The sequence below is a fragment of the Enterococcus sp. HMSC061C05 genome, from assembly GCF_001814765.1.
Taxonomy (GTDB): domain Bacteria; phylum Bacillota; class Bacilli; order Lactobacillales; family Enterococcaceae; genus Enterococcus_B; species Enterococcus_B lactis.
In genome coordinates this window covers 15314-41674 of record NZ_KV817748.1, presented here as the reverse complement: position 1 = coordinate 41674, position 26361 = coordinate 15314, and the positions used below count along the sequence as shown (strand labels likewise).

The 26361-nt window shown below is 39.2% G+C and carries 20 protein-coding genes, 1 riboswitch and 2 other annotated features; of the genes, 16 read left to right on the top strand and 4 right to left on the bottom strand.

Features of this window, described 5'->3' with window-relative positions; translation table 11 throughout:
* Window positions 1-67: 67 nt before the first annotated feature.
* Both HMPREF2988_RS08430 and HMPREF2988_RS08425 read left to right on the top strand, forming a co-directional pair.
* Window positions 68-2161, top strand: coding sequence for an LTA synthase family protein (locus HMPREF2988_RS08430; protein WP_024634950.1), 2094 nt, complete (start codon window positions 68-70; stop codon window positions 2159-2161).
* A 218-nt stretch (window positions 2162-2379) separates the two neighbouring features.
* The gene (locus HMPREF2988_RS08425) at window positions 2380-3246 is read left to right on the top strand and encodes an Rgg/GadR/MutR family transcriptional regulator (RefSeq protein WP_070770414.1); all 867 of its coding nucleotides are present in this window, start codon (window positions 2380-2382) and stop codon (window positions 3244-3246) included.
* Window positions 3247-3267: 21 nt separating this feature from the next.
* Here the strand turns inward: HMPREF2988_RS08425 and ndk are convergent, their stop codons facing one another.
* A complete protein-coding gene (ndk, locus tag HMPREF2988_RS08420; protein WP_024634952.1) occupies window positions 3268-3705 on the bottom strand; it encodes a nucleoside-diphosphate kinase in 438 nt (145 codons plus the stop codon).
* A 171-nt stretch (window positions 3706-3876) separates the two neighbouring features.
* Window positions 3877-4051: riboswitch (M-box (ykoK) riboswitch) on the top strand.
* 341 nt (window positions 4052-4392) lie between these two features.
* On the opposite strand from ndk, the gene mgtA reads away from it, so the two are divergent.
* The 7 genes from mgtA (at window position 4393) to nhaC (ending at window position 14137) form a co-directional block, all read left to right on the top strand.
* A complete protein-coding gene (gene mgtA, locus HMPREF2988_RS08415) occupies window positions 4393-7041 on the top strand; it encodes a magnesium-translocating P-type ATPase (protein WP_010732036.1) in 2649 nt (882 codons plus the stop codon).
* An 87-nt stretch (window positions 7042-7128) separates the two neighbouring features.
* Window positions 7129-7800 carry an HAD family hydrolase gene (locus HMPREF2988_RS08410; protein ID WP_024636204.1) on the top strand — a complete coding sequence of 224 codons (672 nt, stop codon included), beginning with the start codon at window positions 7129-7131 and terminating at the stop codon, window positions 7798-7800.
* A gap of 76 nt (window positions 7801-7876) precedes the next feature.
* Window positions 7877-8110: a binding site (T-box leader), on the top strand.
* Between the two features lie 41 nt (window positions 8111-8151).
* Window positions 8152-8390, top strand: a binding site (T-box leader).
* Window positions 8391-8448: 58 nt separating this feature from the next.
* Window positions 8449-9522: a methionine ABC transporter ATP-binding protein gene (locus HMPREF2988_RS08405; protein ID WP_070770413.1), complete on the top strand. Its 1074-nt coding sequence runs from the start codon at window positions 8449-8451 to the stop codon at window positions 9520-9522.
* 1 nt (window position 9523) lies between these two features.
* Window positions 9524-10204: a methionine ABC transporter permease gene (locus tag HMPREF2988_RS08400; RefSeq protein WP_002312131.1), complete on the top strand. Its 681-nt coding sequence runs from the start codon at window positions 9524-9526 to the stop codon at window positions 10202-10204.
* A 16-nt stretch (window positions 10205-10220) separates the two neighbouring features.
* Complete coding sequence (locus tag HMPREF2988_RS08395) at window positions 10221-11060, top strand: MetQ/NlpA family ABC transporter substrate-binding protein (RefSeq protein ID WP_070770412.1); 840 nt, start codon at window positions 10221-10223, stop codon at window positions 11058-11060.
* 31 nt (window positions 11061-11091) lie between these two features.
* Complete coding sequence (locus HMPREF2988_RS08390) at window positions 11092-12315, top strand: M20 family metallopeptidase (protein WP_070770411.1); 1224 nt, start codon at window positions 11092-11094, stop codon at window positions 12313-12315.
* 403 nt (window positions 12316-12718) lie between these two features.
* Window positions 12719-14137, top strand: coding sequence for a Na+/H+ antiporter NhaC (gene nhaC / locus HMPREF2988_RS08385; RefSeq protein WP_002293789.1), 1419 nt, complete (start codon window positions 12719-12721; stop codon window positions 14135-14137).
* A gap of 75 nt (window positions 14138-14212) precedes the next feature.
* On the opposite strand, the gene HMPREF2988_RS08380 is transcribed toward nhaC, so the two are convergent.
* Together HMPREF2988_RS08380 and HMPREF2988_RS08375 are read right to left on the bottom strand one after the other, a co-directional pair.
* Window positions 14213-14656, bottom strand: a complete 444-nt coding sequence (locus HMPREF2988_RS08380) for a DUF305 domain-containing protein (RefSeq protein WP_024634958.1) — start codon at window positions 14654-14656, stop codon at window positions 14213-14215.
* A 317-nt stretch (window positions 14657-14973) separates the two neighbouring features.
* On the bottom strand, window positions 14974-16314 hold the full coding sequence (locus HMPREF2988_RS08375; RefSeq protein WP_002374011.1) for an amino acid permease: 1341 nt from the start codon (window positions 16312-16314) through the stop codon (window positions 14974-14976).
* A 268-nt stretch (window positions 16315-16582) separates the two neighbouring features.
* On the opposite strand from HMPREF2988_RS08375, the gene HMPREF2988_RS08370 reads away from it, so the two are divergent.
* A complete protein-coding gene (locus tag HMPREF2988_RS08370) occupies window positions 16583-17479 on the top strand; it encodes a WaaS/CpsH family glycosyltransferase (protein ID WP_010732040.1) in 897 nt (298 codons plus the stop codon).
* Window positions 17480-17621: 142 nt separating this feature from the next.
* On the opposite strand, the gene HMPREF2988_RS08365 is transcribed toward HMPREF2988_RS08370, so the two are convergent.
* Window positions 17622-18563: a 2-dehydropantoate 2-reductase gene (locus HMPREF2988_RS08365; RefSeq protein WP_070770410.1), complete on the bottom strand. Its 942-nt coding sequence runs from the start codon at window positions 18561-18563 to the stop codon at window positions 17622-17624.
* A 125-nt stretch (window positions 18564-18688) separates the two neighbouring features.
* On the opposite strand from HMPREF2988_RS08365, the gene HMPREF2988_RS08360 reads away from it, so the two are divergent.
* The 6 genes from HMPREF2988_RS08360 to HMPREF2988_RS08335 all read left to right on the top strand — a co-directional run bounded on the left by HMPREF2988_RS08360 (window position 18689) and on the right by HMPREF2988_RS08335 (window position 26335).
* Window positions 18689-19810 (top strand): glycerate kinase family protein, encoded by a 1122-nt coding sequence (locus HMPREF2988_RS08360; RefSeq protein WP_070770409.1) that lies wholly within the window; start codon window positions 18689-18691, stop codon window positions 19808-19810.
* A gap of 259 nt (window positions 19811-20069) precedes the next feature.
* Complete coding sequence (gene eat(A) / locus HMPREF2988_RS08355; RefSeq protein WP_070770408.1) at window positions 20070-21572, top strand: ABC-F type ribosomal protection-like protein Eat(A); 1503 nt, start codon at window positions 20070-20072, stop codon at window positions 21570-21572.
* 66 nt (window positions 21573-21638) lie between these two features.
* Complete coding sequence (locus tag HMPREF2988_RS08350; RefSeq protein ID WP_143355236.1) at window positions 21639-22166, top strand: histidine phosphatase family protein; 528 nt, start codon at window positions 21639-21641, stop codon at window positions 22164-22166.
* Between the two features lie 211 nt (window positions 22167-22377).
* On the top strand, window positions 22378-23439 hold the full coding sequence (locus HMPREF2988_RS08345) for a DUF871 domain-containing protein (protein WP_024634964.1): 1062 nt from the start codon (window positions 22378-22380) through the stop codon (window positions 23437-23439).
* A gap of 3 nt (window positions 23440-23442) precedes the next feature.
* Window positions 23443-24339, top strand: a complete 897-nt coding sequence (gene murQ, locus HMPREF2988_RS08340) for an N-acetylmuramic acid 6-phosphate etherase (RefSeq protein ID WP_070770406.1) — start codon at window positions 23443-23445, stop codon at window positions 24337-24339.
* A 13-nt stretch (window positions 24340-24352) separates the two neighbouring features.
* On the top strand, window positions 24353-26335 hold the full coding sequence (locus HMPREF2988_RS08335) for a glucose PTS transporter subunit IIA (RefSeq protein WP_070770405.1): 1983 nt from the start codon (window positions 24353-24355) through the stop codon (window positions 26333-26335).
* The last annotated feature ends 26 nt before the right edge of the window (window positions 26336-26361 follow it).

Sequence of the window (26361 nt, the reverse complement as noted above, 5' to 3'; positions counted from 1 at the left end):
TTTTTAGGAAATTTTCATTTTTCAGGAGCAAAATAAGAAAAAATGTGAATAGAGAGAAGTGATATACGTGACACAACTTAAAAAATTGTGCCAAAATCGTTTAGCAATCGTTTTGACAGCTGTTTTCTTTTTTTGGCTGAAGACGATCATTGCTTACTATGCAGATTTTTCATTAGGTGTGGAAGGTACGATCCAGTACTTTATCTTGTGGATCAACCCGATTGCGACTACCTTATTGTTTTTTGGCCTTTCTTTGTATATTAAAAAGCCAAAGCCAGCGTTAGCCATTCTTTTGATCATTGATATTTTAAATACGCTTTTGTTGTACTTGAATATTATTTTTTATCGAGAATTCACAGATTTCATTACAGTCAAATCTGTATTAGGCTTTTCGAAAGTGTCGCAAGGGTTGTCAGGAAGCTCCTTTTCTTTGATGAAACCCCATGATGTCATCTACTGGTTGGATATCGCTGTGTTCATTGGGCTACTGGTTTGGTTGAAGGTCAAGAAAATACCTATCAAAAGCAACCCTGTCAGCAAACCGATGGCTATCGCGGTTACCTGTCTTTCAGGATTGATTTTTTCAGGAAATCTAGCGTTGAGCGAAGCCAACCGTCCACAATTACTGCAGCGGACATTTGACCGTTCCTATATTGTCAAATATCTAGGAATCGATGCGTACACTATTTATGACGGGATCAAAACAGGAATGACCAGCAGTGTTCGCGCGCATGCAAGCAGTAATGGAATTGATGAAGTTTTAGACTATACAAAGAAACATTATGCAGAGCCAAATCCTGAAACATTTGGGCTCGCTAAAGGAAAAAATGTGATTGTCCTTCATTTAGAAAGTTTTCAACAGTTTTTGATCAATATGAAGGTAGACGGACAAGAAGTCACGCCATTTTTAAATAGTATTTTCCAGAATCAAGCAACGATCAGCTTTGACAATTTCTTTCATGAAGTAGGACAGGGAAAGACAAGTGATGCTGAAAACATGTTGGAAACTGGCACATTTGGTTTACCTCAAGGCTCATTATTCACAGAACTTGGGTCAGATAATGTCTTTCAAGCAGCACCAGCGATCCTTGGACAAACAGAAGGCTATACAAGTGCTGTTTTCCATGGGAATGTAGCTAGTTTCTGGAATAGAGATCATGTATATAAAAATTTAGGGTATGACAATTTCTTTGATCGATCTTATTTTGATGAATCCGACGAAACGTTAGGTTATGGGATATTAGATAAAGATTTATTCAGAGAATCTGCCCAATATCTTGAACATCTACAACAGCCGTTTTACACGAAATTTCTTTCCGTAACCAACCACACGCCTTATTATACGGATGACAAGAATTTCGACTTTCCATCTTTGAATACTGGCAATAGCACAGTAGATAATTATGTTCGAACGGCCCATTATCTGGATCAATCATTGGAACAATTTTTTACGTATTTGAAAAAATCTGGTATTTACCAAAATTCAATCTTTGTGATTTACGGAGATCATTTTGGGATCTCGAATACAGATAATAAAGATTTAGCAAGTGCTCTTGGTAAAGATCCAGATACATGGGATGAATTTGACAACGCACAGATGCAACGAGTGCCATTGATGATCCATATGCCTGGTTACACTAAAGGGACAGTCAATCATGAATACGGTGGAGAAATCGATGTTTTGCCGACATTACTACATCTATTGGGAATCGATGATAAAGATTATCTTCATTTTGGTACAGACTTATTATCTTCTCAGCACGATCAAGTAGTTGCTTTTCGAAATGGGAACTTCGTGACACCCAAATATACCGTCTTAGGAGGAAAAGCTTACAATAATCAGACAGGAGAAATCATCGATACGAAAGCAGCAGGAATCGACGAGGAAATCTCCAAAGATCAGGAAAAAGTCAAGACTGCGTTAAGTCTTTCAGATAAGCTGAATCAGGAAAATCTCTTGCGGTTTTATGTGCCAAACGGATTTGAGACGATTGATCCGAAAAAATATGATTATAAAAACGAAGCGGAACGTAATGAAGCAATCGAAAAGCAAAAAGGTGAACATTCGACCAGTGTCTTTTCAAAAAACGGCAATAAAACAACGACTAACCTATATCCAGTAACAGGAACCAATGCGGAGCAGCAAAAAAATAATCAATAAACAATCAAACCAACCTTCAGGGATTAGACAGCAGTCTCATGCTTGAAGGTTGGTATTTTTTATGAGAAAAACATTTTTTTATTTTTTTCGTGTATTTTTTATTTTTAACGTATCTATTTATTGAATGCGGAAAATTTAAATTGAAATAATCATTCCTCTTATTGGCAAGCATTCTGGAAAAGCCAAGGGTTAATTTCAATTAAAAAAGGAGAACTATTATGTATGATGGAGAATTGATCAAGAAGCTTCGAGTCAACAAAAAGCTGACGCAGTCCCAATTAGCGGAAGGAATCTGTTCTAAAACTTCGCTAGTCGGGATCGAGACGAATTCAGTGAAAAAAGTATCGTTTGGAACATTGAAATCATTTTTAGAGCGAATGAACATGACACTTGCCGAATATGAATGGATACGAAATCAGCTTGATGAGCCAAAAAAATTAAAGAAAAAAAGACGAATGCTAGATCGGATTCAAGAAGACAGCTTTGATCCTTACAAAGAAATTGCTAATAACCGCAGGCACTATAAGAAAACAGAAGATCTGTACTATTTGGTTTTGAATCTGCACATGTCCAAAAAAACAGAAGTATCTGAGACGGAATTCGAATTTTTGCGTTATGAATGTCGTATCATTGAAGAATATTTGATGCAAGTACCAGAGTATGGTCAATTTGAAGTATCTATTCTAGCTGATTTTCCTTGGATATTCAGTGATCGGTTTATTGAGAATAATTATTTGAAAATCAAAAAAAGAATGCGACGGATCGCGCAACTGAATAATCACGAGCAGTATCTTTTTACTTTTTTGACGAATCTGACTTTGTTTTATATAGAAAATGGTCGCTTAAAAAAGGCACGTAGCGTGAATGAAGATATGAAACGGAGTTTAGCGCATAAAGAAAGAAGTACAGTGATTTATGAAACATTGATGGCGGACTATTACCAACGACTGATTTCCGCTGCTTTAGGGGAAGAAAAATCGGAAGACTACCAAGAGTTTTTCACAGTGATCGAATATACATTAGGGAAGAATCAAAGGAATTCTTTAGAGAAAAAACTGCTGGCCATTGCTAAATCCAGCAGTTAGACCAACAGTTTAGGATTTGTATCACTTCGCCGCTTTTTCAGCCGGTTTGTTTGTATCGAATGGTGGGAAAAAGCGGGCGATCTCTTTTGTTGCAGCATCACGGGAATCAGAAGCATGGATGATGTTTTCAGTCCCCGGCAGTGCATAATCTCCTCGGATCGTACCTGGAACGGCATCAGCCGCTTTTGTTGCTCCGACCATCTTACGGACGATATCAATCACTTCCTCGCCGACCAGCACAAGATAAACGACCGGACCAGAAGTCATGTAATCGATCAGTTCATCAAAAAAACTGCGTTCAGTCAAGTGCTGATAATGCTCTTTTGCTAGTTCAGGTGTCATCGTTGCAAATTTCATTTCAGCAATGGCCAGTCCCTTTGCTTCAAAACGTTGGATGATGCTTCCGACCAAATGGCGTCTTACGCCGTCTGGCTTGATAATAACAAGTGTTCGTTCCATAACAGCACCTCGTTTCCTACTATAATTCTATTATAGCTGGAGGTGGAAAATGAGACAAATAAAACTGCGTGAGACGGAAATATAACACGTGTATTTTAAAAAAGTATGAAAAACATGGAAAATTGATTTGACATCCTCTTTTTTAGTTGTTATATTAACGAAGGAAAACCGAATAGGATTTGTTAGGTGAGGCTCCTATACAAACATAGGCTACTGCCCAAAAACGTCGAGAGACGCCAATGGGTAGAACAGGAATTGTCGAGATAAGGCTTTTCATAAGGTAGCTAAAAGCAGACATCTGCTTTTTACGTTGTACAGTGTCAAAACTCAACGATGAGATCTGAGAAGCTTTTTTGATTTGCTTTTTCAAACCTTTCGCTGAGTATTTGGCGAGAGGTTTTTTTGTTGCCGCAAATCCCATCGGTGAAAAAACAAAAAGGGGGGTGAGCGAGTTGGGAAAATAACTATTCGAAAAATGATTGGAAGTCATGAATTAAAATTACTTAGTAAAGGAGATGAGAACAAATGGATGACAGTCATTCGAAAAACAAGGATTTAGAGGAAAGGCCAGGGCTATTATCTATCTGTTCTCAGCCCCTTTCAGCATTTTCTCTATCGATCCGATAAATAGCAAAAGACCAGAAACAGCGAAAACAGCTGTCTTTTGGACACAAAGGAGAGATTGAGATGGAAAAAAAGAAAGATACACAAAAAATCTATGCAGCTTTTGCTGGAAAAACGAAGCAAGAATTATTTGAATTGTTCCATGCATCAGCAAATGGATTGTCAGAAGAACAAATCGAGCGTTCAAGAGAAACTTATGGTGAAAATGCGATTTCATATGGCAAAAAAACACCATTCATTATAGAAATATTGAAAGCATACATCACACCCTTTACATTAGTGTTGATTGCATTAGGAATTATTTCATTCATTACGGAATACGTATTAGCCGCTCCAGGAGATAAAGATCTCTTTGGTGTAGCCATTATCTTCACTATGGTTATCGTCAGTGGGACGATGACGTTGATCCAGTCTGTGCGTTCTAATCAAGCAGCTGAAAAACTGAAATCACTTGTGAAAGTAACGGCAGCTGTCAAACGAAATGGCGAGTATACAGAGATTCCTATGGAAGAAATCGTCTGCGGAGATCTTGTGCGGCTTTCAGCAGGAGATATGATACCAGCGGATATGCGTTTATTGTCCGCAAAGGATCTATTCATTTCCCAAGCAGCACTGACAGGGGAAAGCTATCCAGTAGAAAAGCATGCGAAAGTATGTGAAGACGATCAGCAAAGCGAAACAAGTTATGAAAATCTTGTCTTTATGGGAAGCAATGTCATCAGTGGAAGCGCGGAAGGAATCATTGTTTCTGTCGGAAATGACACACTATTTGGGCATGTAGCAGAAACGCTATCTGAAAAACCCATCCAATCAAGTTTTGAATTAGGCATCCACAAAACATCCATGCTGCTGATCAAATTTATGTCATTGATGGCTCCAGCAGTTATCGTTATCAATGGGCTTACAAAAGGAGATTGGTTAGAAGCTTTTCTTTTTGGATTATCTGTAGCAGTTGGTTTAACGCCTGAAATGCTTCCAATGATCGTTACGACGAATTTGGTCAAAGGAGCAAGTGTGATGGCCAAAAAAGGAACAGTCATCAAAAATTTAAATGCTATCCAGAATTTTGGTGCGATCGATGTGTTATGTACGGATAAAACGGGAACATTGACACAAGACAAAATCATTCTTGAATATCATATGGATTGTGAAGGAAATGAAGATGATCGTGTTTTGCGCCATGCTTATCTAAACAGCTACTATCAAACAGGGCTGAAAAATTTGTTAGATGTGGCTATCATTGATGAAGCAGCAGAAACTTTAGATACAGATACGATCAATTATCAAAAAGTAGATGAAATTCCTTTTGATTTTGAACGTCGCCGTATGAGTGTTGTGGTCGCTGATCCAGCTGGCAAAACACAGATGATCACAAAAGGCGCGATTGAAGAAATGTTGAACATTTCTAAATTTATTGATCTTGGTGGTACTGTCGCACCATTAACAAAAGAACGAAAAGAAGCGGTGCTTGCAAAAGTACAATCACTTAATGAAGACGGCTTGCGAGTGATTGGTGTCGCACAAAAGACCAATCCAAGCGTTGTTGGAGAATTTTCAGTCAAAGATGAGTCAGACATGGTTCTGATTGGTTATCTTGCTTTCCTTGATCCACCAAAAGAAACAACAAAACAAGCGTTGAAAGCTTTAAAAGAACATGGTGTAGCTGTAAAAGTTCTGACTGGGGACAATGAATTAGTCACACGGTCTGTGTGCCGTCAAGTAGGCCTAGAAATCAATGAATTGATTACTGGTGAGAAAATCTCGGAAATGAATGATCATGAATTAGCGCAAGTAGCTGAAGACCATGAAGTATTCGTAAAATTGAATCCTCAGCAAAAAGCACGATTGACGACAGCTTTACGTAAAAATGGTCATACTGTCGGATTTTTAGGAGATGGTATCAATGATGCTCCAGCAATGAAAGTGGCTGATATCGGTATTTCCGTGGATACAGCTGTGGATATCGCAAAAGAATCAGCAGACGTGATCCTTTTAGAAAAAGATTTGACGATTTTGGAAAGAGGCCTTCTTTCTGGGCGAGAAACTTTTGGAAACATCATGAAATATATCAAGGCTACAGCAAGTTCTAATTTTGGCAATATGTTTTCCGTACTGATTGCCAGTACGTTCTTACCATTTTTACCAATGTTGCCTTTGCAACTTCTATTTTTGAATCTGATCTATGACGTTTCTTGCATTTCCTTACCATGGGATCGGATGGATAAAGAATATTTGGATGAGCCAAAGAAATGGAATGCATCTAGTATTGGAAAATTCATGGTTTATTTTGGTCCAACAAGTTCGATTTTTGATATCACTACTTACTTGTTGATGTATTTTGTTATTTGTCCTGCTGTAGTTGGTGGAAGTTTCCATACATTGGATAGCTCACAACAAGTGATTTTTATCGCATTATTCCATGCAGGATGGTTCGTCGAATCCCTGTGGACACAAACATTAGTGCTCCATGCATTGCGTACACCGAAAATACCATTTATCCAAAGCAATGCAACATTTGCCATGCTGGTTATCACTACATTAGGAATCATTGTCGGTTCAGTCCTTCCATTCACAGGATTTGGTGCTGAGTTAGGCTTGATGCCGCTCCCTGGCAATTACTGGTTATGGCTGCTTGTAACAGTCGTCGCTTATCTGGCGCTTGTGACAGCTGTGAAGAAAATCTATATCCGTCGATTCCAAGAACTCTTATAAGCGATGCGGCTGGGCTCTATGCTTCTGTTCATTTTGGATCAATCATGCTAAACTAGGTGTATTGTTTTGGAAAGGATTAATGTATAGATGAAAGGTGCAATATTTGATTTAGATGGTTTGTTAGTGGATACGGAAAGAACGTATCGGGATGGTTGGCTTTGGGGATTCCAGCAATTTGATATTCATATCCCGAAAGAAATCGTTGACGCTTGGGGCGGAAAAAACTGGAAACAAAGTTTTGATATTTTAGTGCAGGCAGCAGGCAGTCCTGAAAAAGTGCAGGAAGTCCGAGCAAAGCGTGAAGAATATTTTTATCAACAGCTGACAAGTGGAGCTATCCAATTGAAACCCTACGCAAAAGAAATATTGACAGACTTAAAAGAACGTCATATGAAACTAGGGATTGCTACAACAACTGTTACGAAAAGAGCAACAGATATCTTGGATCACTTTCAATTAGCCGATTACTTTGATACGTTTACGTTCGGAGATGAAGTATCGGAGAACAAGCCTTCACCGGTCCCTTATCTGACAGCTTTGGAACGAACAGGATTAGAAGCTCCTTCAGCTTTTGCAGTGGAAGATTCTTTAGTAGGAGCGACAGCCGCTTCACGTGCTGGACTAGGCGTTGTTTTGATACCCGATTCCAGTTTTGTTCGAAATTATAGCGTCGAAGAGAAGGAAAAATTGAATCTTCTTGCGGAAGGGAAAGATCTTCGAACTGTTATTGAAATGTTAGATAAAAAAACAGAAAAATAAATATAGAAAAAATAATTTGAATTTCATGCTTGACTTTTCAGTTTTCCTCCTGTAGATTATTCCCAACAACAAAATATTAATTTCGTTGAGAAGGAAAGTAAGTTTGGAAACTTTGCAGAGAGGCTCTGGCTGGTGTGAAGAGTCAAGTAAGAAAAGCTGAAAATGGCCTTGGAGAATAATTTGTCGATAAGTAGGCAAATTCGGAAATGTTCGACCGTTAAAACGAACGCCAATCTCTCTTTTTGAGATGTTGGGCTTGAGGGAAGAAAACTTCCGAAAAAAGGTGGTACCACGATACGTCGTCCTTTTACTGACATAGTTTATGTTAGTAAAAGGATTTTTTTTTGAATATTATTTGCATTGAAATGGTAAGTACGATAGAAGAACCTTTGACAGAGAGCTTCGGTAGCTGAGAAGAAGCAAGGAACGACTATTGGAAAATGGCCATCGAGCAATTCATCCCGAGCATAGATGTAAGGCGATGACGGCTGCGACCGATATCTTGCTAGAGTATGATGGTACTTGAAGAGGAGTTGTGTGTGAACACAGCTTGAACATGAGGTGGTAACACGCAAAAAGGCGTCCTCAAGAAAATGACTATTTTCATTTTCTTGAGGATGCTTTTTTTATAGACAAGGAGGAATGTTAATGATTGAATTGCGAGATGTTTCTGTATGTTTCAAACAAAAAGAAAAAGAGATACAGGCAGTAGATTCTGTAGATTTAACGATTGAAAAAGGGGATGTTTATGGGATCGTCGGTTACTCAGGTGCAGGAAAGAGTACGTTAGTCCGCGTGATGAATTTGTTGCAGAAACCAACAGCAGGAGAAGTCATCGTCAATCAGACGAATTTAAGCCAGCTCTCTCCAAAAGAATTGCGAAAAGAAAGAAAGGCTATCGGTATGATCTTTCAGCATTTCAATCTAATGGAAAGTCGAACGATTTTTGACAACGTAGATTTTTCTCTAAAGTATTCTGGAAAATCAAAACAGGAACGTCGTCAAAAAGTGAATGAACTACTGGAACTTGTCGGTCTGGAAGAAAAAGCATCTGCGTATCCTAAACAACTGTCGGGGGGACAAAAACAACGAGTGGCAATCGCACGAGCTCTGGCAAATGAACCTAAAGTGTTGTTATGCGATGAAGCAACTAGTGCACTTGATCCGAAAACGACCCTTCAGATCCTTGCACTGTTAAAAAAACTAAATCGTCAACTAGGTCTAACGATCGTCCTGATTACTCACGAGATGCAAGTTGTCAAAGAAATCTGCAACAAGGTGGCGGTTATGGAAGAGGGAAAAATCATTGAAAAAGGCAGCAGCATCCAGATTTTCAGTCATCCTGAAGAAGAATTGACTAAAGATTTTATTCGGACAGCGACACACCTTGACCAAGCATTGGAAACAATCAGTGCCCATGCTGCTTTTGCCGATCAGATTGCAAATAAATGGTTGGTGGAATTAAGTTATATCGGCAACCAGACGAACGAACCTCTAATCGCTCATCTTTACAGCAAGTACCAAGTAACAGCGAATATCTTATACGGTAATGTAGAGCTATTACAAGACACACCCTTAGGAAGTTTGATCGTTACTTTAGCTGGAGAAACCAAACAGCGGCAAAAAGCATTGGATTATTTGATCAAATCTGGTGTAAAAGTAACTATTTTACAAAAAAACGAATTAGATAACCGTATCAAAGTCATCGAAGGAGGAAGCTAAAATGACTGAATTTTTTAAAACATATTTGCCGAATGTCTATTTGATTCCGGATGAATTCATCGAAGCGACAAAGCAAACACTATATATGTCTTTTTGGACGGCATTCATTGGTGGGATTATCGGAATCATCCTAGGTGTGACGTTAGTAGTGACGCGTCCAAATGGATTACTAGCTAACAGGCTGCTGTTCGAAATACTTGATAAGTTGATCAATATCATTCGTTCCATCCCTTTTATTATCTTGCTTTCCCTTTTAGCTTTGACTACTCGTTTCTTAGTTGGAACGACGATCGGTGCCAAAGCAGCTTTAGTCCCTTTGATTTTTGGTGTTGTCCCGTTTTTTGCCCGTCAAATCGAGAATGCACTGCTAGAAGTTGATCCTGGGGTGATCGAAGCAGCAGAAGCGATGGGCACTAGCCCAATCGGCATCATTTTACGTGTTTATTTGTTAGAAGGGTTACCCGGTATCATTCGGGTCTCAGCGTTGACGATCATCAATGTGATCGGACTGACTACCATGGCCGGAGCAGTAGGTGCCGGCGGATTAGGGAATCTTGCTATATCGAGAGGATATAATCGATTCCAAACAGATGTAACGATTGTCGCTACATTATTGATTCTGGTCTTAGTTTTTTTGAGTCAATTTATCAGTAATCAACTGATTAAAAAAATCACACATTGAAAGTGGAGGAGAAAAAATGAAAAAAATTATTCGTTTTGCAGTCATTACATTTGTAGCAGTTATTTGGTTGGCAGGGTGCAGCCAAGGAAAAGTAGCTACAACTGACAAAAAAGAAACGACCGTAAAACTAGGGATCATTGGGGAAGATACAGATGTATGGGACGATGTGAAAGACCGTTTGAAAAAGGAAAACATCCATTTGGAATATGTGAAATTTACAGATTACAATCAGCCGAATGCGGCTTTAGCAGATGGATCGATCGATTTGAACTCTTTCCAACATCAATTCTTTTTAGACAATTACAATGAAGAACACGGAACCGATTTAGTATCGATTGGGAATACGGTTAATGCACCGTTGGGAATTTATTCCAATACGTTAAAAGATGTGGCTGATATCAAAGATGGAGCGAAAGTTGCCATCCCTAATGATGTCACGAATGGCGGCAGAGCTCTTCTGTTATTGCAAACTGCTGGATTGATCAAAGTGGACAAGGCAAAAGGCCAAGCGCCTACCGTTTCTGATATTACCGAGAATAAAAAAAATCTAGACATTTCTGAGTTAGATGCTTCCCAAACAGCACGTGCTTTGTCGGATGTAGACATTTCAGTCATCAATAGCGGTGTAGCTGTAGATGCTGGATTTAATCCCGCTTCTGATGCAATCTTCTTAGAACCAGTCGATGACCATGCACGTCCTTATGTCAATATCATCGTTGCAAGAAAAGAAGATGAAGACAATAAAACGTATCAAAAAATAGTAGATGCCTATCAAACAGAAGAAACAGCCAAAGTAATCGAAAAAACATCAAAAGGTTCAAGCGTACCTGCGTGGGAAACATTCGGGAGAAAATAAGAAAAAACGACTAGCATAGGAGGAAATTTTTATGACAACCACACTCTCAACAAATCAATTGAAAGATCTGATCCAATACCGTTTACCAGAATATCAAGCACTTGCACTAGCTATTCACGACCATCCTGAAGTAAGTAATTATGAATTTTATTCCTCAGCAGCTTTAATCAAACAATTGGAAAAAGAAGGGTTCTGGGTAGAAAAAGAAGTAGCTGGGCACCGAACAGGCTTTGATGCACGTTATATTTCCAATAAACCAGGTCCGACAATTGCCTTTTTGGCAGAATTTGATGCTTTACCAGGTATTGGTCATGCATGCGGACATAATTTATTTGGTACTTACTCCGTATTAGCAGCCAGCATAGTGAAACAATTCATTGATGAGATTGGTGGAGAAATCCGTGTGTATGGTACTCCGGGGGAAGAAGGAGGCGAAAATGGATCAGCTAAGGGCAGCTTCGTTCGGGAAGGTTTTTTTGAGGATGTCGATGCAGCATTATGTGTCCATCCAGCTTTTCGTTATGGGAAAACGACAGAATCTTTAGCAAATGATCCAGTCGATATCAAATTTTACGGTGTCGCTTCTCATGCAGCAGCAGCACCTGAAAAAGGAGTAAATGCTTTGGAAGCCTTGATCCAAGTGTTTAACGGAATCAACGCTCTACGCTTGCAATTGCCAAAAGATGTCAATATCCATGGAATCATTACAGGTGGAGGCGTGGCGGCCAATGTCATACCAGACTACGCTGCTGGACGTTTCTATTTACGTGCAGGAAATCGACAAACATTAGACAAAGTATATGAAAAAGTGGAAAATATCGTACGAGGTGCTGCATTAAGCACGGGTACGACTTTTGAGTTTGGATTGTTCCAAAATGCAGTCGATGATGTCATCGTCACGCCTTCTTTCGATGACTTATTCTTCCAACATGCAAAAGAAGCAGGTGTTCCTGATGAAGAAATAGAAATGGAACAAAGAACAAGTCTAGGTTCTTCTGATGTAGGAAATGTCAGCCAAGTCATTCCAACGATACAGCCTACTGTAGCAATCTCTGAGACATACATTGCCGGACATACAGAAGAATTCAAAGCTGCTGCTAAAAGTGAAAAAGGACTTGCTTCTATTGCGATTGCAGCGGAATTACTTGCCAATACAGCTCTAGATTTATTGAGAGAACCCAAGCTATTAGAAAAAATCAAACAAGAACATCAAGAAATAGTAGCAAGAAAAAAACAAGAGGGCGCTACTTTCTAGTAAAAAGATAAAGTTGTGCGTGAAAGTTATAAAAATAATTTTCAGAAAAATGAAAAAATATTTTCTTTTTCATTGACAAATGATCTTATGGAAGGTAAACTTCATACAAGTCAACTTTTCACGCAGTAGCGGTTAGGTGTTTTGTTCAGAAAGTCGGTGGTCGCTGTGAACCGATCAAGCCTAATTGACGAATTACATGGAAAGTCCATACATTTGAATAATCGTTTGAAAGTGAAAAACAGATCTGTTTTTAATTAAGGTGGTACCGCGGAGTCATTCGTCCTTAGTTGAAAGCAGGTCTTTTTATTTTTATAAAGGAGGAATCGCGGATGAATTGTGGCGGAGTAATCCGATATCTTAACTTTTTTAGAACATAAGAACAACTAAAAAAGGAGAGATTATCATGGAAAAAAAAGGAACACCAAGTTTTTTAGAAGCAACACTTGTATTAATGGTCATTGTTTTAGGCATTGCGATTGGCGTAGTCGGATTAAAGGTTTCGCCTAATATCACGATTTTGGCAGCTATCGGAATGGTCATGTTGTACGCAGTGATAAAAAAATACCCGACAGATTGGCTGCACGAAGGAATCATCAATGGCATCAAACCTGGGATCATTCCAATCTTTATTTTTATTTTAGTCGGTTCATTGATTGCTGTATGGATACAAGCAGGAATTATTCCAACCCTCATGGTCATTGGATTTAAATTGATCAGTGTCCAGTGGTTCGTCCCTTCTGTATTTGTTGTTTGTGCAATCGTAGGTAGCGCTGTAGGGAGTGCCTTTACGGTTATGTCAACGATTGGGATTGCATTTTTCGGTATTGGGACAACACTAGGACTAAATCCAGCCCTTGTAGTTGGAGCCATTGTTTCAGGTGCCGTTTTTGGAGACAAGATGTCTCCATTATCCGAATCAACAAATTTAGCAGCAGCTATTGTTGATGCCGATTTGTTCAAACACATCAAGCATATGATGTGGTCGACTGTTCCAGCATTTGTTGTTTCTTTCTTTTTATTCATGATTTTAGGACACACAAGTAAAGCCGCAAGTCTTTCATCTATTCGTGAAGTGACCGATATTCTAGAAGCAAACTTTACTATTTCAATCTGGTCACTGATTCCTCTATTTTTAATGCTCTTGTGTGCATGGAAAAAGGTGCCGGCAATTTTGACGATTTTGTTGAATATCGCTGTAGCAGTAGGAATGATCTTTATTCAAAACCCACAAACTTCCTTAACGAAGTTGGCAGGGGTCATCGAATCGGGATTTGTTTCAAATACTGGAAACCAACAAATCGATTCACTGCTTAGCCGTGGAGGGATCGAAAGCATGATGCCAACTGTGTCATTGATTATTCTAACATTGTCATTAGGTGGTTTGTTGATCGAATTTGGGTTGATCTCAACCGTTATGGAACGAGTATCAAGAAAGATGACGAACACCCCAAAATTGATTTTTACAACATTGATGACAAGCATCGGAGTAAATATCTTTATTGGAGAACAATTTCTATCTGTTATCCTGCCTGGTAATGCATTTAAAGAAACTTACGAAAAAGCAGGCTTTGATCCAACTGTATTAGGTAGAACACTAGAAGATGGTGGAACAGTGATCAATTACTTAGTGCCTTGGGGGATCGCCGGAAGTTTCGTAGCAAGTACATTTGGCATTCCTACACTCACTTACTTGCCATTCGTGTTTTTCAGTTTGCTTTCACCTGTGTTTTCGATGGTCAGTGCCTTTACAGGTTGGGGGATCTCAAAGAAATTTGTGAAACCGCAAGAAGCAGTAAGCAAGACAGCGCAATTGGAACAATAAAAACAGGATGTTTATGTAAAAAACTGCCGAGAAACTTTCGTTTCCCAGCAGTTTTTCTGTTTGGAGGGATAATGGTCATTCCATTTCTTTGATCATTTTTTTCATTTTATCGATCTCTTCTTCTTGTGCCTGAATGATTTCTTCCGCTAATTTTTTTACTTCAGGATCTTTTAAATCAGCTCGTTTACTTGTCAAGATAGCAATAGAGTGATGAGGGATCATCGCCTTCATCCACGCCGTATCATTGACAGTTGTTTGGCTTCGTACCATAAATAAGGAACCGGCAAAAACAAGAAGACTAGCGACTAAAATCATAGCATTTATCTTTTTGTTTTCATACATTTTCCACATGAACAACAACATAATGACTGCCATGACTGCACCCATCATCAGCGCCATGAATACACGTGTGCGACTGAAGAAGATATGGTCGAGCGCATAAACATTCAAATACATCATACCAAACATGACTACCGTCGAAACACCAATCATCAACAAAAACTTCCAATACTTTTTCATTTAAAACAAACTCCTTTTTCTTCATTCCTTTCTTCTATCATGTCATGAGCGTGGAGAACAATCAATTAATCTGCACAGATGGTTTTTGGATACCGTTTATCAAGAGGTCGTGAAAAAGCTGTTCTGCATCAAGTAATAAGAACAGCCAAGTAAAAACAGTTTCTTATGTTTTTAACTTGGCTGGACTTATTACCGCAGATGTAAGTTTTTGAACACCGTTTATTCGGAAAAAGGAACTGCAACAATTTTTGTCGCAGCTCCTTTTTTTTAATAGCTCCAGCTATTCAATATAAATAGAATAAAATTCTCTATTGGTTTCATTCATTCGTCAAGACGAAAGCATCATTCTTTTTTTGATAACTGAAATAAATGAACAGGTAAAGCAGACCGGTCAATACAGTTACCCCAATGGAGTTCGTGAATAGGATACCAAGGAAAATCAACCCTAAGACTGCTAATGCAAAAAAGCTGATTCCTTTGTCCCATAACGTTCCTTTCCTTAGTGCCAGTACAAAGGACGCAGCACTGATAATGATCCAGATCAATAATACTGTATAGGAAAGAGAACCTGCCAGATAGCCAAATAATTTGTCACCGACAAAATAAGAAAGAGCCACACCTAGATAAAGAACACTGGTACAAAACAGCACAGCACGTTGCGGTACTTGATGCTTGTTTAAAACAGCTAGTTTTCTAGAGGAACCTTTTCGATCTTTCAAGCGGAAGAACAAAATCCTCGAAGAAGCATACACACCTGAATTGATAGACGAGAACAGAGCAAGAACAATCACGAAATTGACGATATCTGCTGCAAATGGAATATTCATTTTTTCAAATACCATCACAAAAGGACTAACGTTCGTACCTGCTAATGTATTCCAAGGAAAAATAATCAAAAGCAAAAATAAAGGAATAATGTAAAAGGAAATGATTCTTCCCATAACGCCTTTGATTGCTTTAGGAATCGCACGTTTAGGATCATCTGCTTCGCTTACTGTGATAGCAATCAGCTCAGAACCGCCGTAAGAATAGATAACTACAAGCAAAGAACTGATGATTCCCTTCATACCATGAGGAGTAAAACCACCATGATCAGTCAATTGTTGAAGGGTAGGGAAAACACCAGTACCCAACATTTGCTGACCAACAAGGTAAGCAGCAAAAATGATCAATAGGATAATGACACTGATTTTAGCAAAGGCCAGCCAATATTCTGTCTCTGCGAATAATCGTACCGAATAAAGATTGATGATAGTAGTTAAAACAGCCAACATAAAAACAAATACCCAAGCTGGGATGTGGGGGAACCACAACTGTAAAAAGGAAGCAGCTGCAACAGCTTCAGCAATGATATTGATAATCCACATGGACCAGTAGACCCAATCGGTAAAATCGGCAGAATGAGCACCTAGATATGGACGAATCAATCCAGATAATCCGTGGTGCGTATCGCCACCACTTAAAACGATTTTTCCCAGACCTTTCATCACGATATATAAAATTATGCCGCCAATCAAAAAAGCGATCAATACAGAAGGGCCGGCGATTCCAATCGCTTCGCCACTTCCTTTAAATAGACCTGCACCAATCGCTCCACCCAAAGCTAGCATGGTGATATGTCGGGAGCTAAGTTGTTTTTTCAATTTTTTATCTTCCATAAATAACCTCTTTCTTTTAAATTCACAATCAAAATGTATAGTAAGAATAAATAGCAATAATAACAATGACTAATGATAACAAATTTTCAGACAATTACAACTATTCAGAAAACTTTTAGGCATATTTTAATGGAAGAATGATTTATTTCATCGTATTTTCATAGAAATGTTAAATTTTTATAAAAATAATAGGAAGCGTTTTACTGGCTTTTTACTATTTAAACAGGCTATCATAGGAAAAAGTGACAGAGAAAGTGAGGCGGAACAGATGAACAAAAACGACGTATTGCTAGTTGCGAAAAATAAATCACTTTATTTTTTTCCTTCCATCCGCTCTTTAGATGTTTGGTCCGGAAAAGATTTACTACAGTCGGAATTCATTAAATCAGCTCGACAACAGTTGGCAAATTATCAGCTGATCGTTTTTTTAGATTATGGATTTGATATGGAGATGGCTCGACGCGTGCGTCCATTTACCAATGCGAAAATCGTGTTATTTTTTTGGAACCACTTCAAAGCAGAACACGAGGCGATGCTGAAACAGGCACAAGATGAACCGGCAATCGATGAGATTTATCATTTTGATTTTTTGGAAGCGAAAGAGCTTGGACTAAAACATAATAGTTCCTTTTATTCGAAACATATGGATTTTTCTTCTAGCGAACCAAAGACGGATCTTTTTTTTGGTGCAACAAATAACGGCAGAAAAGAACGGGCAGAAAAATATAAGCAGGAATTTACAAAAAGAGGTGTTACGACCAATTACTTTATTCTTCCGCTTCGAGGAAATGAACAACCTGGATACCTTACTTATGAAGAGTATCTGAAAAAAACTGGGGAATCGAGCGGGATTCTAGAACTGTTGCGGGAAGGGCAGCAAGGAGTGACTTTGCGAACGTTTGAATCTATGTATTTTCAAAAGAAGCTAGTGACAGATAATCAAGCCATAGCTCATTATCAGTTTTATCATCCTGAAAACATTTTTTTGCTTCAAGAACGTGATTTAGATGAATTACCGGAATTTCTGCATACGCCATTTCAGCCAATCCCATCAGAACTGTTGGAATTTTTTGATGCAGAAAATTGGGCAAAACGTTTTTTCACTACTGACTCCGCTATTTATGAACAATATGAATACGATCTTTCCTCTGTTAAAAATAAATAAAAGTGCCAACCAATCATAGATGAAAATAAACAAGCGCAATTCTTATGGCAACATGAGAATTGTGTTTTTCTTTTTGATCTTTCGTGGGGGTAAAAAAATGAGAACCAGCTGCTGATTCAGCTGATTCTCATCAGAGAGCCTTTTATTCTGCGCCAAGGATTCCTTCTTTTGCATGGACTAATTGGGTCAAAAAGGCACAATATGGTGTAGCAATATCATATTTTTGTCCTTTTCGCCAAACGGCACCATTGATGTAGTCGATTTCAGTCAAACGATGGTTTTTGATCAGGTCTTGGTACATAGATGGGTAATGCAACCCGATGTTGTCAGGATCATAAGTAGAAGCAATATGCTGGTACACTTCTTCTTGATCTAATGTGATTCCTTCTTTTGCTGCGATAGAAGCAAACTCAGATACGATCGTTCGAACCATGCCCTCTGTCGCTTTTTGCGCACCTAGTTCAGCAATATTACAATCCAAAATCGTGCATAATCCATTTAATGTTCCGTTTACACAAGCTTTTCGCCAGATGGAATAACGAACATTATGACTATAGATTGGATTCAATTTTGCTTCTTGAAAGACTTCTACAACTTTTTTTGTAAATGCTTCGCCTTCTGGTTCCAAGTTCTCTAGTTCGATTTCTCCATCACCTAATAATGTGACTTTTCCGGGACCAGCTAGACCAGCTGTCCACATCGTGATTCCAAATAAGATATTTTTCTTTGGTACATATTTTTCCAGTACATCTTCATGACCTAATCCATTCAGTAAACACAAAACATAAGTATTCTCAGTAATAATGGATTGGATCGAACGAAACATATCATCTAATTGATTCGCTTTTGTCAAGGCTACGATCAAATCCACGTGTTCGTTGCTTTCGATGATTTCTTCTGGTGAATAGATTGGCAGTTTTGCAACTACTTCTTTGCCATTAAAGTCAGCAATCAATCCATTTGTACGAATGGCTTCAATGTGAGCAGGCCAGCGATCGATCAAAACGACCTCATTTCCGCTTTGATGCAACATCAATCCGATTCGGCTGCCCATTGCTCCGGCTCCAGCTATTGCGATTTTCATGTTTTTTCTCTCCTTTATTCAATGAGTTCCCTTTTAGTATATAGAAAAACAGAAGAAAATAGCATTGTTTTGTTTGAAAAAAGTGAAAAAAAGTGTCTTACTTAAGAAGAAAGTGAGGGATAGAGATGGATATTTTGGCGGCAATCGATTCATTTAAAGGAAGTGCTTCTTCATTTGAATTAAATCAGGCAGTTCTAAATGGCTGGGAAGACCGTAAAGGAAGAAAAATCAATGTGCCGATTGCAGATGGCGGAGAAAATACTGCAGAAGCAATCTATTACGCGCTCGGGGGAACCTGGCGTAAGATTGATGGGATGGATCTCTTATTTCGTCAGCGAAAAATCAGTTATTTATTGACGAACTGGCAAGGAAAAAATACCGCAGTCATTGAATCTGCACAAGTATTAGGATTAGATTTACTTGATAAACCAACGGATCAAACCATCCGACTTGCTTCTAGTTATGCCTTGGGAGAGCTTATCAAAGATGCACTGCTTCAAGAAGTGGAACAAATCATTGTCACTTTAGGAGGAAGCGGATGTAGCGATGGTGGTCTAGGATTACTCCAATCCTTGGGTGCTTCTTTAGAAGGGTACACAGAAGGAAATCCTTTGTTATCTACTAGAAAACTTCATTTGGATCGAAGGAACGTTCTTGTTTCTAAAGTAAAAGTGATCATCGCTGCAGATGTGACCAATCCATATACAGGTCAACAAGGAGCTGCTTGGCAATTTGGAAGACAAAAAGGAGGAACGGATACGACGTTAGCTTTCTTGGATAAACAAGCAGAAAAGATTGTTCAGCAGATAAAAGATGTTTGGGAGGTAGATTTAGATGACATCCCAGGAAGCGGAGCAGCAGGTGGTATTGGCGGAGCCCTTTTTTTGTTAGGAGCGAAGATGGTCTCTGGTTTTGAGTTGGTCAGCCAAATCACTGGATTAGAAAAACAGATCGAACAAGCAGATGTCATCATTACAGGAGAAGGGCGGATTGATCAGCAAACAATTCACGGAAAAGTTCCATATGGCGTAGCAGTGCTGGCAAAAAAATATCGAAAACCAATAATCGCTATTTGCGGAAGTAGGGACCAAGAGTTGGAAGGACTCTCTGATTTTCTCCCCATTGTCTTAAGCATTCAATTAGGACCAATCGATTTAGAGGAAGCAATGGAACACAGGCAAACATTAGAAAAAACAAAAATCTTAGGACAGACACTCAGCAGATTTTTCACCATCCTCCCGAAGTAGTTGACAAAATCAATTTCTTTATGCTATCGTAATTTCAAATATAGGACAAAGTGAGGGATCCGTGCATTGAAAAATTAAGTCGATTGATGAAAGCTGCATTCAGACTGTACCTTGTGGAGACAAGGGAGCAGTGTGCAGATTTTCAGGATTGGCTTGGTTCTTTCGATGTATGGGTCTTTTTGTGTGCACCAAACCCCTTGCATCCTCTTTAGCCAGTTCTGAAAATAGGACTGGTCTTTTTTTACGAGGTGATGGAATAATGTCTAAAATCGAAATAAAAAATGTGACATTCGGCTATGACAGCCAAGGCACATTATTATTTGAACAAGCCAATCTAAACTTTGACACCCAATGGAAACTAGGACTTATCGGACGAAACGGTCGAGGAAAGACAACTTTACTGAATATCCTGCAAAACAAACTCCCTTATCAAGGGCAAGTGATCCATCAGCAAGCGTTTGTCTATTTCCCGCAGCAAACAAAAGATAAAGAGCGTTTGACCTATTATGTGTTAAATGAGATTACGGATTTTGAGATATGGGAAATTGAAAGAGAGCTCCAACTGATGCAAACAGATCCTGAAATCTTATGGAGAGAATTCAGCACACTATCAGGAGGAGAGAAGACAAAAGTCCTACTGGCACTCTTATTTGTGGATGACACTCATTTCCCGTTAATCGATGAACCAACGAATCATTTGGATATCTCTGGCAGAAAACAAGTAGCTGCTTATTTGAAAAAGAAAAAACAAGGATTCATCGTGGTGAGTCATGATCGGGGATTTATCGATGAAGTAGTGGACCATGTTTTAGCAATCGAAAAGAGCCAACTGGAACTCTATCAAGGAAATTTCTCTATCTATGAAGAACAGAAAAAACTTCGTGATGAATTTGAAATAGCTCAAAATGAAAAATTGAAAAAAGAAGTCAGCAGGCTAAAGAAAACAGCGGCAGAAAAAGCAGAATGGTCTCGTTCCCGTGAAGGAGACAAAACAAAGAAAAAAGTCGGATTCATCGATACGGAATCTAGGCGAGTGAATAAAGGAGCAGTAGGCGCTGATGCTGCACGGACGATGAAACGATCTAAAGCAATCGTGAATCGGATGGAAACCCAGATCAGTGAGAAAGAAAAATTATTAAAAGATATCGAGTATATCGATGCTTTGACGATGAATAGCCAAGTGTCTCATCATAAACGGCTGTTAAGCGTAGAAAATCTTCAATTAGGGTATGAAAATCTGTTATTCGAGCCAGTTCATTTTACGATCGAACCTCATCAGCGGGTGGCAATTTCAGGTCCTAACGGCGCAGGAAAGTCATCCATTATCCATTATCTTCTGGGAACATTCAACGGCAAGGTTGTAGGAGAAAAATCCCAGCCCAAACATTTGACCATTAGTTACGTACGCCAAAATTATGAAGACAATCGAGGGACATTGGCGGAATTCGCGGAGAAAAACCGAGTAGACTACCAAGCATTTTTGAATAATCTTCGAAAGCTTGGGATGGAAAGAGATGTTTTTCATAACAAAATCGAACAGATGAGTATGGGGCAACGGAAAAAAGTGGAATTGGCTAAATCTTTATCACAACCAGCTGAGCTATATATATGGGATGAACCATTGAATTATTTGGATGTCTTCAATCAAGAACAATTAGAACAACTGATTTTGAACGTGAAACCTGCTATGTTACTAGTAGAACATGATCAAACCTTTCTAGATAAAGTATCTACTGAGATTATTTCTCTTGAGAAAATCTAAACCTTGTAATCTCAAAGACAACAAGGTATGGTTAAGGAGAACTTTGTCAACGAAGGAGAGAATCACATGCTTTATGTAACGAGACACGGAGAAACAACTTGGAACGCACAAGGATTAGTTTGCGGGCGGGCAGATGTGCCGCTGACTGAAAAAGGACAGATGCAAGCGCAGGCACTAGCAGAAAAGGTAGTAGATTTGCCTGTTCCGATCACGAAAATCATCCATTCCCCTCTTCAACGAGCAAGAGATACAGCACAAGCAGTAGCTGATCGTCTCAATTTGCCAATGACCGCTGATGAGCGATTGGTAGAAATGGATTTTGGGGATTATGATGGACTGCCAAGCAAAGATGAAAACTTTCAAAAAGCGCGTTTAGCGTTTGCTGTACGTTTCCCAAATGGAGAGTCGGTCTTAGATGTGTACGCACGAATCGTTCCTTTATTGAAAGAATGCATGGAAGACGAAGAAAATGTCTACTTGTTAGTCTGTCATAATGCCTTGATAAGAGTGATCAATGCTTATTTTCATCCAATGCCTAATGAAGGGTTCTTTACATTCATGGTAGAAAATACAGAATTAATTTCTTATGAGTAATTAGACTTTTGTGTTATTTAAATAAAATGTTTCAAGGCACTGCTTTTGCTTAGCAGTGCCTTTTTTGTGGCTGTGTCAATTCTTTTGGCATTATAAATCCAATTTTTAGAAATAAAATTTAATTATTTTAACAAAAGTATTGAAATTTTGTTTCTTTAGATATATACTCTAGTCATAGAAATGAAGACGGATACAGAAAAAGAGGGATAATATGTTTGGCTTTTCAATATTTATGAATGATTCTTTGTCAGAAGAGAAGAAACAGTATATCCGCCAAATGGCATCCAATGGCTTTGTCGGTATTTTCACTTCCATGCATATACCGGAAGATGATGTTTCGGCTTATCAAAATCGATTGATCGAACTAGGAAGCGAAGCGAAAAAGAATAAACTAGAGTTGATGGTCGATATTTCAGGAGAGGCATTGAAACGAGCTGGCTTTTCACTAGAAGATCTAACACCCTTGAAAGCAATTGGTGTAACAGGGTTAAGAATGGATTATCATATTTCTAATCAGCAGATCGCCGACTGGTCACATCAATTGAAAATCAGTTTGAACGCCAGCACGATCACGCCTAAAGATATCGATGAGTTGAAAGAAGCAGCGGCTGATTTCTCACAAATCGAAGCTTGGCATAATTATTATCCACGTCCTGAAACAGGACTGGACAAAGAATGGTATCAGGAAAAAAATCAATGGCTCAAAACTCAAGGATTCCTTGTCCAAGGCTTTGTACCAGGAGATACAGAGTTGAGAGGTCCACTGTATCAAGGATTACCGACTTTGGAAGAACATCGAGGGATCCATCCTCTGGCAGGCGCTCTTGATCTATTAGCAAGTAACACGGATATTGTTTATATCGGAGATGCAGGTCTGTCAGAACACGTTCAGGAGCAATTTGCTTCTTTCCAAAAAGAACAGACAGTCTTGCTGCATACGGAATCTGTAGATGAAGATTTTTACGAATATATATTAGGAAAACATACGAATCGGCAAGATGATGCAAGAGATGTCATACGAAGCGCAGATGCTCGTTTTCGAGAGATTCCGCCAATCCCAGTAAGAAATACAGCTAAGCGTATGAAAGGATCTATTACTTTAGATAACGAAAAGTATTTGCGCTATATGGGCGAGATCCAATTAACTAAATATGATTTGCCAGCGGATGAAAAAGTGAATGTAGTAGCCAAAGTCATCAAAGAAGAACTACCGCTGATCAACCAAATCAAAGCTGGTATGAACTATCAATTTATAAGAAAAGAAGGAAGATAAAAAATGAGCAAAATCAATTTAGAGAACCTAACAACGGAACGCAGAAACCAAGAAACTTTTGGATTAGATGAAATGAGTATTTCTCAAGCAGTCCAACTAATGAACAAAGAAGATCAGAAAGTGGCCGCTGCTGTTGAAAAAGAACTGACAAGTATCGAGCCAGTGATCGCCAACACGATTGAATCCTTTAAAAAAGGTGGTCGCTTGATTTATATGGGAGCTGGAACGAGTGGTAGACTTGGTGTATTAGATGCTGCTGAATGTGTACCGACATTCGGTGTAGAACCGGAAATGGTCATAGGTCTAATTGCTGGTGGAAAAGAAGCAATGACTGTAGCCGTCGAAGGAGCTGAAGATTCTTATGAATTAGGGCAAGAAGATCTAATCAAGCTGAATTTAACAAAAAATGATATAGTTATTGGTATCGCAGCTAGCGGTCGTACACCATATGTGATTGGTGGATTAGATTACGCAAAATCGATTGGTGCTGTTACAGGAACGATTTCTTGCAATAAACAAGCAGAAATCAGCAAGCATGCGGATTTCCCAATCGAAGTCGATGCAGGACCAGAATTTTTGACAGGCTCTACTCGATTGAAGTCAGGAACAGCACAAAAACTGATTTTGAATATGATTTCTACTATCAGTATGATCGGTATCGGTAAAGTATTCAATAACTTGATGGTCGACGTCAAACCAACAAATGAAAAACTAATCGAACGCTCAAAACGAATCATCATGCAAGCGACAGAAGCTGACTACGAAACAGCTGAAAAGTACTTTGAAGAAGCAGATCAAAATGTCAAACTGGCTATCGTCATGATTTTGACAAATAGTGATAAAGAGGCAGCTCAAGCAAAATTAGCTGAAGCAAACGGTTTTGTAAAAGGAACCTTATGAGGGGGAAAAGACCATGGCAAAAAACGAATTGACTTTGGAAGAACTGGCAAAACAAATTTATCAAGGAGCAGGCGGTATGGGCAATGTTGAAAGCATTGTCCACTGCATGACTCGTGTACGTATGAAGGTCATCAATGATGATCTTGTAAATGTCTCGGAATTAAAAGCGATTCCAGGAGTACTTGGCGTAGTAGAGGATGAACAGCTCCAAGTCATCATCGGACCTGGGAAAGTGAACAAAGTAGCACAAGAAATGGTTGACTTAGCAGGCGTGAAATTAGGAGAAAAACTTCCTTCTGCTAGTGCAACTACAGCAAGTTCTTCTGCATCTGGAAAAGACCGTGTAAACGAACGGGCACAAGAAATGAAAGCGGCACAAAAATCGAAACAAAAACCCTCTAAGATCAAATCGGTATTAAAAGACATCTCTAATATCTTTGTACCAATGATCCCTGCATTTGTCGGTACTGGGGTCGTGGCAGGGATTGCCGCAGTTTTAGCAAACTTAGTCACAGCTGGAACACTAGACGCAGGAACATGGCAACAATATATCGATGTGATGAACATCTTGAAAAACGGGATGTTTAGCTATCTAGTTATCTATACAGGTATCAATGCTGCACAAGTTTTTGGTGCAACGCCAACGCTTGGTGGAGTTATCGGGGCCGTTGTGATGCTGACAGGGATGAATCCGGAAGCACCATTGAAAAACTTGTTTACCGGTGAAGCTCTTGCAGCTGGACAAGGCGGGATCTTAGGTGTTATCTTCGCAGTTTGGTTATTGTCAATCGTTGAGAAAAAACTGCATAAAGTAGTACCTGATGCGGTAGATATCATCGTTACGCCAACTCTTTCACTGATTGCCATCGGTCTGATCGAAATTTTCTTCATTATGCCTTTAGCAGGGTTCATTTCTGACGGCATGGTCGGTGGGATCAACTGGGTACTTGGTGTTGGAGGAGCATTTGCCGGCTTCGTTCTAGGTACATTATTCTTGCCAATGGTCATGTTCGGACTACATCAGATTTTGACGCCAATCCATGTACAAATGATTGATGAAACTGGTCGTACCTTATTGCTTCCAATTCTTGCGATGGCCGGAGCAGGACAAGTGGGTGCAGCATTGGCATTATGGATCCGCTGCAAAAAAGACAAAGAATTAACAGAAATGATCAAAGGGGCTTTACCAGTCGGAATCTTAGGAATCGGCGAACCATTGATTTACGGAGTAACATTACCTCTAGGACGTCCATTTATTACTGCTTGTATCGGTGGAGGTATCGGTGGGGCAGTGATCGGAATGATCGGAAATGTCGGAGCAATCGCTATTGGACCTTCAGGAGCCGCTTTGATCCCATTGATCTCTGACGGTAAATGGTTAGGCTATATCCTTGGTTTATTGGCCGCTTACGCTGGTGGATTCGTTGCTACATTCTTCTTCGGTATTCCTAAAGACCGTTTAGAAAAAGAAGAACTAGCGACCGAAACAGCCACAGTAAATGAAGTGCCTGAAAAAGCAGTACCTCAAGCTTCAGCTGAAAGTGTGACTATCCTCTCATCAGTCGCTGACGGAACAGTTGTTTCTTTAGATAAAGCAAGTGATCCAGTTTTTGCACAAAAAATGATGGGTGAAGGTTACTTTGTAGAACCAGAAAACGGACATATCTATTCTCCGGTTACTGGAGTAATAAGTTCTGTTTTCCCAACAAAACACGCTATCGGCATTACGACACCAAATGGCTTAGAAATCTTGCTTCACATGGGCATCAACACAGTTGACTTAGGCGGTACGCCATTCGATGTGAAAGTAACAGAAGGACAGCAAGTGACACCTGATACGCTTGTAGCAGAAGCTGACCTAGAAGCAATCAAAGCAGCAGACAAAGAAACCTCCATGATCGTCTTGGTAACCAATATGGACCGTGTAAAAAACTTTGTCTTGGAAAAAACAGGTAAAGCGAAAGCAAAAGCACCTGTGATGGATGTCAAAGCTTAATAAGAATAGAAACAATAGAGAACATA

What these genes read in the sequence shown, in the direction of transcription:
- HMPREF2988_RS08425 (WP_070770414.1), top strand. Translation starts at nt 2,380, where the DNA reads ATGTATGATGGAGAATTGATCAAGAAGCTTCGAGTCAACAAAAAGCTG.
- ndk (WP_024634952.1), bottom strand. Translation starts at nt 3,705, where the DNA reads ATGGAACGAACACTTGTTATTATCAAGCCAGACGGCGTAAGACGCCAT.
- mgtA (WP_010732036.1), top strand. Translation starts at nt 4,393, where the DNA reads ATGGAAAAAAAGAAAGATACACAAAAAATCTATGCAGCTTTTGCTGGA.
- HMPREF2988_RS08410 (WP_024636204.1), top strand. Translation starts at nt 7,129, where the DNA reads ATGAAAGGTGCAATATTTGATTTAGATGGTTTGTTAGTGGATACGGAA.
- HMPREF2988_RS08405 (WP_070770413.1), top strand. Translation starts at nt 8,449, where the DNA reads ATGATTGAATTGCGAGATGTTTCTGTATGTTTCAAACAAAAAGAAAAA.
- HMPREF2988_RS08400 (WP_002312131.1), top strand. Translation starts at nt 9,524, where the DNA reads ATGACTGAATTTTTTAAAACATATTTGCCGAATGTCTATTTGATTCCG.
- HMPREF2988_RS08395 (WP_070770412.1), top strand. Translation starts at nt 10,221, where the DNA reads ATGAAAAAAATTATTCGTTTTGCAGTCATTACATTTGTAGCAGTTATT.
- HMPREF2988_RS08390 (WP_070770411.1), top strand. Translation starts at nt 11,092, where the DNA reads ATGACAACCACACTCTCAACAAATCAATTGAAAGATCTGATCCAATAC.
- nhaC (WP_002293789.1), top strand. Translation starts at nt 12,719, where the DNA reads ATGGAAAAAAAAGGAACACCAAGTTTTTTAGAAGCAACACTTGTATTA.
- HMPREF2988_RS08380 (WP_024634958.1), bottom strand. Translation starts at nt 14,656, where the DNA reads ATGAAAAAGTATTGGAAGTTTTTGTTGATGATTGGTGTTTCGACGGTA.
- HMPREF2988_RS08375 (WP_002374011.1), bottom strand. Translation starts at nt 16,314, where the DNA reads ATGGAAGATAAAAAATTGAAAAAACAACTTAGCTCCCGACATATCACC.
- HMPREF2988_RS08370 (WP_010732040.1), top strand. Translation starts at nt 16,583, where the DNA reads ATGAACAAAAACGACGTATTGCTAGTTGCGAAAAATAAATCACTTTAT.
- HMPREF2988_RS08365 (WP_070770410.1), bottom strand. Translation starts at nt 18,563, where the DNA reads ATGAAAATCGCAATAGCTGGAGCCGGAGCAATGGGCAGCCGAATCGGA.
- HMPREF2988_RS08360 (WP_070770409.1), top strand. Translation starts at nt 18,689, where the DNA reads ATGGATATTTTGGCGGCAATCGATTCATTTAAAGGAAGTGCTTCTTCA.
- HMPREF2988_RS08350 (WP_143355236.1), top strand. Translation starts at nt 21,639, where the DNA reads ATGCTTTATGTAACGAGACACGGAGAAACAACTTGGAACGCACAAGGA.
- HMPREF2988_RS08345 (WP_024634964.1), top strand. Translation starts at nt 22,378, where the DNA reads ATGTTTGGCTTTTCAATATTTATGAATGATTCTTTGTCAGAAGAGAAG.
- murQ (WP_070770406.1), top strand. Translation starts at nt 23,443, where the DNA reads ATGAGCAAAATCAATTTAGAGAACCTAACAACGGAACGCAGAAACCAA.
- HMPREF2988_RS08335 (WP_070770405.1), top strand. Translation starts at nt 24,353, where the DNA reads ATGGCAAAAAACGAATTGACTTTGGAAGAACTGGCAAAACAAATTTAT.